Origin of the sequence: Paenibacillus sp. FSL R7-0340 (genome assembly GCF_038002205.1) — a bacterium.
Classification (GTDB): domain Bacteria; phylum Bacillota; class Bacilli; order Paenibacillales; family Paenibacillaceae; genus Paenibacillus; species Paenibacillus polymyxa_B.
Window position 1 is genome coordinate 407171 of record NZ_JBBOBY010000001.1, and the last position, 12103, is coordinate 419273.

At 47.7% G+C, this 12103-nt stretch carries 10 protein-coding genes; 6 read left to right on the top strand and 4 right to left on the bottom strand.

Annotated features, from left to right (window positions below; genetic code table 11):
• Positions 1-16 precede the first annotated feature (16 nt).
• A complete protein-coding gene (locus MKX59_RS01790) occupies positions 17-1708 on the top strand; it encodes a glycoside hydrolase family 43 protein (protein ID WP_028540824.1) in 1692 nt (563 codons plus the stop codon).
• Between the two features lie 121 nt (positions 1709-1829).
• Here MKX59_RS01790 and hxlB read toward each other — a convergent pair whose 3' ends face one another.
• Together hxlB and hxlA are read right to left on the bottom strand one after the other, a co-directional pair.
• Entirely contained in the window at positions 1830-2387 is a 558-nt protein-coding gene (gene hxlB / locus MKX59_RS01795) for a 6-phospho-3-hexuloisomerase (protein ID WP_023990908.1), read from the bottom strand.
• Positions 2388-2392: 5 nt separating this feature from the next.
• Positions 2393-3028, bottom strand: coding sequence for a 3-hexulose-6-phosphate synthase (gene hxlA, locus MKX59_RS01800; protein ID WP_013312540.1), 636 nt, complete (start codon positions 3026-3028; stop codon positions 2393-2395).
• A gap of 561 nt (positions 3029-3589) precedes the next feature.
• On the opposite strand from hxlA, the gene MKX59_RS01805 reads away from it, so the two are divergent.
• Positions 3590-4465 (top strand): DNA-binding protein, encoded by an 876-nt coding sequence (locus tag MKX59_RS01805; protein ID WP_076264544.1) that lies wholly within the window; start codon positions 3590-3592, stop codon positions 4463-4465.
• 188 nt (positions 4466-4653) lie between these two features.
• On the opposite strand, the gene MKX59_RS01810 is transcribed toward MKX59_RS01805, so the two are convergent.
• Both MKX59_RS01810 and pepT read right to left on the bottom strand, forming a co-directional pair.
• Positions 4654-5490, bottom strand: a complete 837-nt coding sequence (locus MKX59_RS01810; protein WP_023990905.1) for a methyl-accepting chemotaxis protein — start codon at positions 5488-5490, stop codon at positions 4654-4656.
• 200 nt (positions 5491-5690) lie between these two features.
• Positions 5691-6926 (bottom strand): peptidase T, encoded by a 1236-nt coding sequence (pepT, locus tag MKX59_RS01815; protein ID WP_023990904.1) that lies wholly within the window; start codon positions 6924-6926, stop codon positions 5691-5693.
• A gap of 179 nt (positions 6927-7105) precedes the next feature.
• Between pepT and MKX59_RS01820 the strand changes: the two genes are divergently transcribed.
• The 4 genes from MKX59_RS01820 to MKX59_RS01835 all read left to right on the top strand — a co-directional run bounded on the left by MKX59_RS01820 (position 7106) and on the right by MKX59_RS01835 (position 12084).
• Complete coding sequence (locus MKX59_RS01820; protein WP_053326368.1) at positions 7106-8170, top strand: LacI family DNA-binding transcriptional regulator; 1065 nt, start codon at positions 7106-7108, stop codon at positions 8168-8170.
• A 200-nt stretch (positions 8171-8370) separates the two neighbouring features.
• A complete protein-coding gene (locus tag MKX59_RS01825) occupies positions 8371-10665 on the top strand; it encodes a glycoside hydrolase family 2 protein (RefSeq protein ID WP_053326367.1) in 2295 nt (764 codons plus the stop codon).
• Between the two features lie 243 nt (positions 10666-10908).
• The gene (locus tag MKX59_RS01830) at positions 10909-11196 is read left to right on the top strand and encodes a hypothetical protein (protein WP_023990901.1); all 288 of its coding nucleotides are present in this window, start codon (positions 10909-10911) and stop codon (positions 11194-11196) included.
• 147 nt (positions 11197-11343) lie between these two features.
• Entirely contained in the window at positions 11344-12084 is a 741-nt protein-coding gene (locus MKX59_RS01835) for a Bax inhibitor-1/YccA family protein (protein ID WP_023990900.1), read from the top strand.
• Positions 12085-12103: the final 19 nt, after the last annotated feature.

Here is a 12103-nt window from a genome sequence, read left to right on the forward strand (position 1 = left end):
AAAGGAGAGCTGGAGCATGGCTACCTTACGCTATACGAATCCGGTTGTCCCCGGATTTTATCCTGATCCGAGTGTGATACGCGTCGGAGAAGATTATTACATGGCGGCAAGCTCGTTTGAATACATGCCGGGCTTGCCCATTTTTCATAGCCGAAACCTGACCGATTGGCGGCAGATCGGGCATGCGTTGAACCGGCGCAGTCAGATTGATTTGTCCACTCGCAAAAGCTCGGAAGGCATATATGCGCCCACACTGCGCTATCATCAAGGTGTTTTTTATCTGATTACGACAGATGTGATGGGGATAGGTAATTTTTATATCACATCTGTGAACCCCGCTGGGCCTTGGTCAGACCCGATCTGTATTCCTTACGGGAATATAGATCCGTCTCTGCTATTGGATGACGATGGGAAAGTGTATGTGACCGTACAATCCGGGGCAGATGCCGAGTCGCATATTATCCAGTATGAGATTGATATCACTACAGGTCAGGCATTGACAGAGCCTATAGCGATTGCTCACGGGGATGGCGGCGTATGGACCGAAGGGCCGCATCTGTATCACATCGGCAGCCACTATTATTTGCTCTGCGCATGTGGCGGAACGGGGCGTGATCATCGAACACTCGTGTATCGTGCGGAGGGCCCTTACGGTCCGTTCGAGCGTATGACAGAGCCGATGCTCACGCATAACGCTCTCCCTGCACATCCGATTCAGAACACAGGTCATGCCGAATTGGTTGAGGACACTCGCGGGGACTGGTGGGCTTTTTTTCTCGGTGTCCGTCCGGTGGTGGACATCGAGCCTGTGGCTGACCGCTTGGAGGCTGTCGAGCCTCAGGCTGAGGTACCACCTTCGTATAGCGTGCTCGGACGCGAAACCTTTCTGGCCCCCGTCCGCTGGACAACGGACGGATGGCCTACGGCTGACAACAACGCAGGCACGGTGCAATTGCACATGTCTGTAGACCGTCAGCCATTCAGTCTGGCGGAGCAGGCTCGCCCGCCTGCTTCTGCGCCGCTCGCGCCTGCAAAGCGTCATAGCTGGCGCGATGACTTTGGTGGTCAGCGGCTGGACTTCCGTTGGGCTGCTCCGCGCAGGCTGTGTGAAGCCTGCATCAGCCTGGAAGCGTGCCCCGGATGGCTAACGCTCATCGGCAATCGCCACACGCTGCTGGACGAAGCGCCGAGCGTATTCCTCGGCACCCGGCTGCGGCATCATCAGATCGCCGTCCGTAGCCGGCTTTATTTTCAACCACAGCATGAGGGCGAGGAAGCCGGCCTTGCGGTACGACTTAATGAGCACGGTCACTTTACGCTTGGTATTCGTCGGGATGGAGAAGGCAACATGCTTACTGTAGTGGTCTCGGTCGCAGATCAGGGAAAACGAACCGAATGGGTCTCTGTACCGCTGGCGGCTCCTGATATACCAAGCGGTGAAGGTATGGAGCTTCGCATCCTATCCGATGCGTATCATTTCGCCTTATCTTATGCTGTGCGTCCAGGCAACTGGGTACCGCTCGCTACGGTTCCGGCTTTTGTAGTCTCATCTGAAAGCAATGGCGGTTTCACGGGAGCGCTGATTGGCATGTATGCTGTATCGACCGTCGCTGTAGATGAACCGGTATCTGTCGCCGCGACTCCCGCATACTTTCAATATTTCTCCTACGATGGCTTGGACTATATAAGCCATATAAGCCAAACCTGAAGAATAAACGTCCAAACGGTGTAGATAGGAAAGTCGCCTTATACAAGCATAAAAGCAGGCTGTCCTTCACATGTGACATGTAAAGGACGGCCTGCTTTGTTATCGTAAAGGAATTACATTTTTATTCCAAATTGGCGTGTTGGCCAAACATAGATTTGGAGGTCAGCTTGCGCAGCTCCATCGTTCTGAGTACCAATGCGTCACCGTATAACAGCAGGGTTTGCTCAAACAATGAGCCCATAGGCTGAATCGTTTGGTAGTCCTTGTTGGACGGGTCCTTGGCCGCACCAGGCAGCTTGACGATGATATCGGCCAGTTTGCCAATGGTGGAACCCGGGGAAGTGGTTAGAAGCGCCAGAGAGGCCCCAAGTTTCTTTGCTTTTTCTGCCATGGAGGTCAGGCTTTTGGTTTCACCAGAGCCTGAACCAATAATGAGTAGGTCGCCCTCGCCCAAACCAGGAGTTACGGTTTCCCCGACCACGTAAGCTTGAATCCCCATATGCATCAGCCGCATCGCCAGCGAGCGAATCATGAACCCTGAGCGGCCCGCACCTGCCACGAATACCTTATTCGCAGCGGCGATGGAGTGGATCAGCTGCTCCGATTCTGTATCACTGATCAATTGTGGAACCAATTGCAGCTCCTTGAGTACCTCGGATAAATATTGAGAGGTTTCCATTGGGATTAACCTTGTTTGATGAGCTGTTGCATTTGGGAAGCTACAGCCTTTTTGTCGTCCTCGCCAGTGATACCACCGCCGACGATAACCAGATCCGGTTGAGCCTTCACGACCTCAGCCAAGGTGCTCAGTTTAATACCGCCAGCCACGGCAGTTTTGGAGTTTTTCACGACTTTTTTGACGGTTTGCAGTGCTTCGAACGGGCTCTGTCCTTCAGCTTGCAGATCGTAGCCTGTATGCACACAGATGTAGTCAACGCCCAGAGCGTCGATTTCTTTCGCACGTTGCTCCAGGTTTTTAACACCGATCATGTCCACCAGGATTTTTTTGCCGCCTTGTTTTTTCGCTTCTTCTACTGCACCTTTAATTGTTGCATCTTCAGCTACAGCCAAAATCGTAACGATATCTGCACCAGCCTCGGAAGCTTTTAGCACTTCATAGCCCCCTGCATCCATAACCTTCAGGTCAGCCAGCACTTTCAGATTCGGGAATGCTTCTTTCATTGCTTTTACTGCATGAAGTCCTTCATTGATGACAATCGGTGTACCGATTTCTACGATATCAATATACGACTCTACTTCTTTTACCAATGCAATACCTTGCGGGATATCTACTAAGTCTAAAGCCAATTGAAGTTCCATGTTATTAACTTCACTCCTTAAGTGAATTTATATTTTGATGAACAGGTACATGCTCTGTTGAGTATTACTCTATACTTTGGTTTCATGCACAGGTTTGATTGTAAGGCCCCGATATCCGATTGAAAAGTACGCACTAATTCGTAACGTAGTTACCCCGACGATACTATAGCATCATAAAAACCATTCATGAGAGAGCCTGCATTTTGTCTTCTTTAGCATTATTTCTATAAGGGGAGTCGATTATTCGTAACCAAGGATTTTGCAAAAATCCCATAAGCGACTTCCAATGAACAAGATATAGATCGAAATGGTTTAGTTCGTCTATATCTTGCACTTCGGAGCGACTGGAATCGAATTTTGCAAAATCCATAACCATACACAGCAATGTAAGGTTGCAAAAAAAAGAAGGTAGCGATGATTAAATTGACTTCAAGTTAGGTTTTGACTATATTTGTAATATACTGGTATGCAAAAAATGGAGGCTAAGAGCATAACTACCCTGAAGAGTAGCCGCTGTGCTAAGGGGTAATCGCAATTTTCAGGATAGGGAGGCGGGTTTTAGTGGAAGAGGTCCTGAACCAAAGGGAAGCCATTTATTTGTTGTCGGACAGCCACGAACTCGATAAAGCTTGTGAGTTGTTTAGAATCAGCTACACACATAATGATTGGGATGAAGCGAACAAAGTAGCAGATTATCTGCATACGTTGGCTGAAAGCCTGTATCACACCCAACTGAGAAATGCTGCAGACGGCAAGTATGAGACATTGGACACCAAACACCCGCTAGTGTTTTATTATGCTTACAGTTATCTGGCGAAGTCTATTTACTATCAGAATATGGGAAAGTATGAGGAAGCCAGAAACTATATTATGAAGTATAGCGAAATGGGCTGGTTTATGGGGCTGGATCAGAGCGGTCACGAAGAAGTAGAGAGATTCCGTTTCCTCGCCAAGGCCAATTTATTTACGATTGAATTACTTTCGGGGAGAAGGGAACTTTTGCCTGAGTACGTTCAATTTCTTCACGACAATGAAGAGGAGCTACTTCCAGGATTGGTTGGTATTGCCGAAGCGGCTAACTTGAATAATTGGAATATAGACGACCTGCTGAACGATTTTGCTGATGATATTAAGATATTTGAAGGTTATGAAGATAGAGCAAACCGCGTATATTATTTAAAACTGGTCAACCAATTGGCCATTTACCATTTCAAGAAGAAGCAGTACTCCGCTGCCTTAAATTATGTCCTTGATTCTCTGCAATTCTCTGCCAGTGTAGAAGCGGATGCCGATTTCAGGACATTGGTTGCTCTGTTTGAAACTTATCGAGATTTGGCAACACCATCACAGCAAGAGCAATACCAAACCATTTTATTAAGGGGGCTTCATAATGAAAAAGGCATTAATCTCGGTAACTATGGTCTTGGCGTTTCTTAGTATTGCTCTTCCGGTGGGAAATATTTTGGGAGGGTTAGACCCAGTGTTTCCTTCAAATCATGGTGTTTTTTCTTATACTGCTTGAGTTTCAGATTTAGACCATCAAGCCCGATAGGGCTTTTGTACATAAGGGGAGCACACTTTTACGCATTTTGCGATCAGTGTGCTCCCCTTTTTTATCCCAAGATTTATTTTATGGCATACGAAGTCAGGTCATTGGCCAGATGTTGCATCGTTTCACTCGCCTTTTGCATACGCTCCATCACTTCAGTGAAGGAGCCTACCAGAGTCGCCTGCTCCTGAGAAGAAGAAACAATTTGCTCAATTTCCTGCTCCATTTGACGAATGGAGTTTTGTACATCCTTAAGGGCTCCTTCAATATCGACCGTCGCCTTTTTGGATTCTACGGATAGCTTGCGCACCTCTTGAGCGACGATACCAAAGCCTGCTCCTGCTTCTCCTACACGTGCGGCTTCGATCGCTGCATTCAATCCAAGCAGGTTGGTCTGATCGGAAATTTCCTTGATGAACACAGCTACCTGATTGATTTTACCCGAGTTTTGTACGGCGATTTGAGTGTTTTTCAAAATCTGTTCACTGGTTGCCTGAAGCTCCTCGGAATGAGCCGCTACATGCTGTACCATATCAATGAGCTGCTCGGTGATGGAGCGATTCTCGGATACGATTTGATCCAGTTGATTTTTGTTAGTCAAATTATAAGAGGCCGCAAATGCTGCGATGACTTCACCTTTCTCGTCAAATACAGGGATACTGATCATATCAAGAGGAAACCCTAGAATTTCAGCAGGAATGTGGGTCAGGCTGGCCTCACGTCCATTTTTAAGCATGGCAAAATCTTTATAGTCCTCGAGCAGCTCCGAGCCTGTTTCAAAGCCGAGATCCATACCCTCCGATTGGGTATACATAAGGACATGAGTGCGGTCGAAGAGAGCAAGGGTCACTTTCTCACGCATAATCTGTTGTATGTAGGGAATGGCTGCAATTAATGCATCTATTGTATTCAAATAGATAACCTACCTTTCTTTACTAGATATATTTTTTATAGTCTCGTATATAGTTGTCGGTCTAAAGACGGATAAAAGTTATAAAGATATTGAAAATTTAAAGGGAAATGAAAGCTTCAGAAAAAAAGGCATACCGTTTCCATTACGGAACGATATGCCTTCTATTTAATCTTAACGTGTCAGTGCTGTGTATAGGTAGTTCACTTGCCGCGTTGCTCGAACAGTTGTGCGATTTCCACAATAACCTTGGTAGCAAGTACCATGTTGTCCACCGATACATATTCAAACTTACCGTGGTAATTCTCCCCACCTGTGAAAATATTCGGGGTAGGCAGTCCCATGTAGGATAGCTGTGAACCGTCTGTACCGCCACGAATCGGCTTGATAATAGGTTCGATATTCAGCTTTGTCATTGCTTCATAAGCGACATCGACGATATGCTTGACTGGCTCTATTTTCTCTTTCATGTTGTAATACTGATCTCTCAGCTCCAGTGCAATACGGTTTTCTCCATATGCGGCCTGCAGCTCTTTGACTACATTTGTTAAATAAGCTTTCCGGTTTTCAAAGCTCTCGCGGTCAAAATCACGGATAATATAGTACAGTTTAGCTTGTTCTGCCGTACCTGTAGACTCCAAGAGATGATAGAAGCCATCATATCCGTCTGTATATTCCGGGGCTTCGTTTGCAGGTAACCGACTATGCAGCTCCATAGCGATTTTGGCAGCGTGGATCATTTTGTTTTTAGCCGTACCGGGATGCACATTCACACCGTGAATGGTAATATGGGCGGCTGCGGCGTTAAAGCTCTCATACTCCAGTTCTCCGAGCGGTCCGCCGTCTACCGTATAGGCATATTCAGCGCCAAAAGCGGCTACATCAAAGCGTTCCGGTCCTCTTCCAATCTCTTCGTCCGGTGTAAAAGCAACGCGAATTTTGCCATGTTGAATTTCTGGATGGTCAATCAGGTAGTGGATAGCTGTCATGATTTCTGCGATCCCGGCTTTGTTGTCTGCACCGAGCAGGGTGGTACCATCTGTTGTGATCAGGGTGTGGCCTTTATATTGAGTCAGTTCGGGAAACTCACGTGGAGAAAGAACCACACCAAGCGAAGCATTCAGCGTGATATCGCCCCCATCATAGTTTTCCGTCAATTGCGGCTTTACCCCTGCGCCAGTCAGCTCGGTAGCCGTATCGAGGTGAGCGAGGAAACCAATGACGGGAACCTCTTTATCCGTATTGGAGGGAAGGGTTGCCATCACATAACCATGATCATCAATGGTTACGTCTGTCATACCAATGGCTTTCAATTCGCCCACCAAAAGGTTGCCCAATGTGAGCTGTCCGGGTGTAGTGGGGCAAGTGTGGCTGCTTTCATCAGATTGGGTATCTACCTGAACATATGTAGTTAGGCGGTCAATCAGTTCCTGTTTCATGTGTGTATCCTCCTTGGTGTCATTTCTATTATGGTACGTATTTTATCATGATTAGGCTTATAATATGAAAAAAATGGTTGACCCTTTTCGGAATGACGGGTTGTGTTGCACAGGGGAGACGAGTAAGATAATAGTAAAATAAAAGTAAAAACAGAGTAAAACCATTAAAGGAGTCTGCAATGCCTACGTTAAAAGATATCGCCCAGGAGGCAGAGGTTTCGATATCCACGGTCTCCCGAGTGCTGAATTATGATGAAACACTGTCTGTTTCTGAGGAAACGCGGCGTAAAATTTTTGAGGTTGCCGAGCGCATGAAATATACGACGGTTAAACGTAAAAATGGCGGTATTGGTCGTCAGCCCCGCAAGAAGGCAGAGGGACCCATCCGGTTGGGCATGGTGCACTGGTTTAGCGCGTACGAGGAACTGGAAGACCCTTATTATCTGTCTATCCGGTTTGGCGTGGAAAAAGAGTGCCGCCAAAGCGGGGCGCAGCTGGAGCGTATTTTCAGAAGAGAGGATCTGACTGCGCTGAAGACATCATCCGAAGGGCTACATGGGCTGATCGTGCTGGGGCATTTTAGCAGCGAAGAGGTAGAACGTATGCTGGAACTGCCCATTCCTTGCGTCTTTCTGGATCATCCGGTAGAGCGAACAGGGGCAGACTATGTGGTCATTGACCTTGCTCACGCTGCGGCTGATGCACTGGATTATTTGATGGGCGCAGGCCATCGTCACATCGGATATGTAGGTATGGGCAAGGATGAGCAGTCCCATGATTCCGAACGAGTCGAGTTAGATGCCCGCTATGAGACGTTTTTGCGGTATCAGGAACAGCACAGGCTGTGCACGTCGGATGATATTCATGTGTGCGGCGGAACGGCGGCAGACGGCTTCCGTGCGATGGAAGCGGCTATTCTGGCAGGAACAGAAAGCCTGCCTACAGCCTTCTTTGTCGCGAGCGATTCGGTGGCTATTGGGGTGTTGAAGGCGCTGGAGCAGCATCACCTTGCGGTGCCGGAACGTATCTCAATTGTTGGCTTCAATGATATTCCGACAGCGGAATATTTGACCCCATCTCTGTCAACGGTCAAAACGCACACCGAACTGATGGGAGAAACGGGCGTTCAGCTCTTGCTGCATACAGTACGCAACGGTGCAAACGAGGTGGGGCGCAAGGTCATCATTCCGACCGAGCTAATGATTCGCAACAGCAGTGCACCGCTACATACCGATACCAAATAAAATCGGCGTTATTGTTTTGGACAGCCCCGGCTTACCGGGGTTGTTTTTTTGATATAAAAAGATACAAAAATGGATTGACAATTACCTTGTAAATGCTTACATTGAACATATATTTATTTTACTAAGTTTTACTCGTTATTTTTACTTAAATATTTTACTATGGTATAAGAGTGGAAAATAAAAGGTTGAGGTGACTGCCCATGCGTACCATTTTGCCGTTGAATGACCAATGGTTTTATCTTCCTGAATATGTCGAGAGAGAAGTAAGTGCAGGCATTGATGCAAGTCGGTATGAGCCAATTCAGCTGCCGCACACCAATGTAGAGCTTCCGTATAATTATTTTGACGACAAGGCATTTCAGTTTATTTCTACGTATAAAAGAGAGTTGAACATTCCGGCAGATGCCAAAGGTAAGCGAGTGTATGTTGATTTTGAAGGAGTCATGACCTATGCCCAGGTATTTCTAAACGGGGTAAAAGCGGGGGAGCATAAAGGTGGATATACACCGTTCAGCGTTGAATTGACCGAACTTGCCGAATATGGCGGCCCCAATGTGCTCACGGTCATTGTCGATTCCACGGAACGGGACGACATCCCTCCCTTTGGGGCAGTCATTGACTATCTGACCTACGGCGGTATTTACCGCGAAGTGCAGCTACGAATAGTGGAGCCTGTACACCTCGGAACGGTATTCATTCAGACACCAGAGCCGCTTGCGGCAAGCAAGACGGTGCACGTGGTCGTGGAGCTGGAGGGTATCGGCGATCAGGAGGACGACTTGACGGTCGCGCTGCAATTGCTGGACGGAGCGAGCGTGAAGGCGGAGACCGAGCTGGCAGCGATGACGGCGGCGGAAGTAACGCTGGAGCTGAAAGAGCTGGGCGGCCTGCAACTTTGGGATATAGATGATCCCAAGCTATATGAAGCGAAGCTGACGCTGCTACGAAGCGGAGAAGAGTTGGATCAGGTGACCGTGCGCTTTGGCTTCCGCGAGGCCGAATTTCAGCCGGACGGTTTTTACTTGAATGGGCGGAAGATCAAGCTGCTTGGCTTGAACCGTCACCAGTCCTATCCGTACGTTGGCTATGCTATGCCTAAAAGAGCGCAGCGTCGTGATGCAGATGTGCTCAAGGAGGAGCTGGGGCTGAATATGGTACGGACATCCCACTACCCTCAGTCCCGTCATTTTCTAGACCGTTGTGATGAGATCGGATTGCTCGTTTTCGAAGAGATTCCGGGTTGGCAGCACATTGGCGGTGAAGCGTGGAAGGAGCAGGCGGTGAGGGACGTAGAGGACATGATTGTCCGTGATCGTAATCATCCCTCCATTGTAATCTGGGGGGTACGAATTAATGAGTCGCAGGATGACCATGATCTGTACACGCGTACCAATGAGCTAGCACGAAAGCTAGATCCGACCCGTGCTACGGGTGGTGTGCGTTATATTGTAGGCAGTGAGCTATTGGAAGATGTATATACGATAAATGATTTTGTTCATGATGGTGGGCACAAAAAATATTTGGCTAAGGAAATCCGCAATTTTGATACGTATGACGATACAGAAGGCGTAGATGGCGAAACGACAGGCTTGCGCCAGCCGTCTCTCGTTACAAAGCTGGATCATCCGGTCCCTTATCTGGTAACGGAATATAACGGGCATATGTACCCGACCAAGCGCTTTGACCAGGAGGAACGGGTAATGGAGCATGCACTGCGCCATACGCGGGTCCAAAATGCTTCCTATGCCGATGAGGGCATTGCCGGGGCGATTGGTTGGTGTGCTTTTGACTATAACACGCATGCTGATTTTGGTTCCGGTGATAAAATCTGCTACCACGGTGTCATGGATATGTTCCGCCTGCCTAAATTTGCAGCGAGTGTGTACCGGAGCCAGAAGAACGTCGAACAGGAAATCGTTATGGAGCCGGTCACTTACTGGTCGCGTGGTGAGCGGAATATTGGAGGCATCGTGCCGCTGGTTGTGTTCACCAATTGTGATGAGGTGGAGTTCATCTACGGTCATGAGCGCAAAGGTGTTTATCGTCCGAACCGAGAGAAGTACCCGGCGCTTCCTCATCCCCCTGTCGTGATCGACGAGCTGACAGGCCACTGGGGCATGAAGTGGGAAGACGCTGTATTCATTGGATACGTAGATGGGCAAGAAGTGACCCGCAAATACTATTCACGTAATCCGGTGCCGACAGAGCTGCGGGTAGCTGCAGATGATATGGTGCTGGAAGTTGGCGATTGGGACGTAACCCGAGTAGTAGTGGATGCGCTGGACGAATACGGCAACGTCTTGCCGTTCTATGCAGATCCAGTTTCGGTGGAGGTCGAAGGGGTGGGTGAATTGATCGGTCCTTCAAGCTTATCCCTAATTGGTGGACGCATTGCATTCTGGATTCGTACGAAGGGGGAGGCTGGACAAATTCGTGTGAAGGTTTCTGCGCCTTCCCGTTTCGGTCCGCAGGAATTGAGCATTCACGTGCAATAAGGGAGCAAAGGCAACATATAATCCTACTAGCCGCTTGTATACCGTTTGAGACTTCCATTATTTAAAAAAGGAGTTGTCCGCAGATTCTGAAAGGGATCTGAGAGGGCAACTCCTTTTTGGCATAGCTTAGGGTATGTTAATCTATCAGTCTTTTAAATTGTGTCTTATTACTGAGTCACTTAACGTTACGCTCATAGATTGGAAGCATAGAATACACTATCAAACGCAAGGGAGGTGAATTCTATGGCGATCCTTTTACCTTCGCAAATCTACAATCTCGCTGCGGGTGTGGGTAAATCCTTTTTTGAAAATTTGAAAGGCGGTAATAATGCTACAATTACCGTGAATAACACGGGTGCCAATCCGGTGGATCTGGTTGTTACACGTGTCAATGCTCCCGTGATCACGTATGTTATCCCGGCAGCCAATAGTCTGACGTTAGAAGTGGCTTTGTTGCTGGTAGCTGCTCTCCAAGCTACTCCAGCTGGAGCTGTGACAGGCACCATCCAAATTGCTACGGCTGATTTTTAACCTGTAACGACCTGACCCTCTAACTCTAGCTTTGCCGTATGGCAAGGTTAGAGTTTTTTTGTTTGAAATTTTCTGAAACTTTTTTCATATTGTGCCGATATATACATATAGCATAGCAAACAACAACATCGAAAAGGAGTACCCTGTATGAGCTTTAGCAATCCAGTTTTACGTGATGACATCTTTTTGCGCGAAGATGAAAGAGAAGCTAGTGAACAACGCATGACCATCGGAGGAACGGTGAACAAAACGTTGCTTCTGCTGGTTCTGCTCATCGTCTCTGGCAGCATTACCTGGTACATGACCTACGAGGGAACCGTAGAGGTGCTATCCTTGCTGACGGCAGGCTTTATTGGTATGGCAGGCGTAGCACTTGCGATATCCTTTTTTCCAAAAACCGCTCCGTTACTCTCTCCTGTATATGCGATTCTGAGTGGTTTTGCTTTGGGTGGCGTTTCAGCCTTTATGGAGTATGAGTACCCTGGAATTGTAGCCAATGCCATTTTGCTGACCGTGGGTATTTTGTTCTTGATGCTCTTTATGTACACACAGCGAATCATCAAGGTGACACGCGGCTTTATCTCATTCGTTGTCCTGTGTACGATGGCGATTTTTCTGGTGACGCTGGTTGATTTTATTTTGAACTTTTTCGGTATGAATGTTCCGTATATCCATGAAACGGGTTGGCTGGGTATTGGTATTAGTTTATTTATCGTGATCATTGCGGCTTTGAATCTGCTGGTTGATTTCAATTTTATTGAAGAGCAAGCAGATCAAGGTGCACCCAAATATATGGAATGGTATGGTGCTTTTGCATTGCTGGTGACTCTAGTATGGCTGTATGTACGGATTTTGGATCTGTTGGCCAAGTTCAGTAAGAGGGACTAAGTGCAGGGTGAGAAGAAAA

What these genes read in the sequence shown, in the direction of transcription:
- hxlA (WP_013312540.1), bottom strand. Translation starts at nt 3,028, where the DNA reads ATGGAACTTCAATTGGCTTTAGACTTAGTAGATATCCCGCAAGGTATT.
- MKX59_RS01790 (WP_028540824.1), top strand. Translation starts at nt 17, where the DNA reads ATGGCTACCTTACGCTATACGAATCCGGTTGTCCCCGGATTTTATCCT.
- MKX59_RS01835 (WP_023990900.1), top strand. Translation starts at nt 11,344, where the DNA reads ATGAGCTTTAGCAATCCAGTTTTACGTGATGACATCTTTTTGCGCGAA.
- pepT (WP_023990904.1), bottom strand. Translation starts at nt 6,926, where the DNA reads ATGAAACAGGAACTGATTGACCGCCTAACTACATATGTTCAGGTAGAT.
- MKX59_RS01820 (WP_053326368.1), top strand. Translation starts at nt 7,106, where the DNA reads ATGCCTACGTTAAAAGATATCGCCCAGGAGGCAGAGGTTTCGATATCC.
- MKX59_RS01830 (WP_023990901.1), top strand. Translation starts at nt 10,909, where the DNA reads ATGGCGATCCTTTTACCTTCGCAAATCTACAATCTCGCTGCGGGTGTG.
- MKX59_RS01825 (WP_053326367.1), top strand. Translation starts at nt 8,371, where the DNA reads ATGCGTACCATTTTGCCGTTGAATGACCAATGGTTTTATCTTCCTGAA.
- hxlB (WP_023990908.1), bottom strand. Translation starts at nt 2,387, where the DNA reads ATGGAAACCTCTCAATATTTATCCGAGGTACTCAAGGAGCTGCAATTG.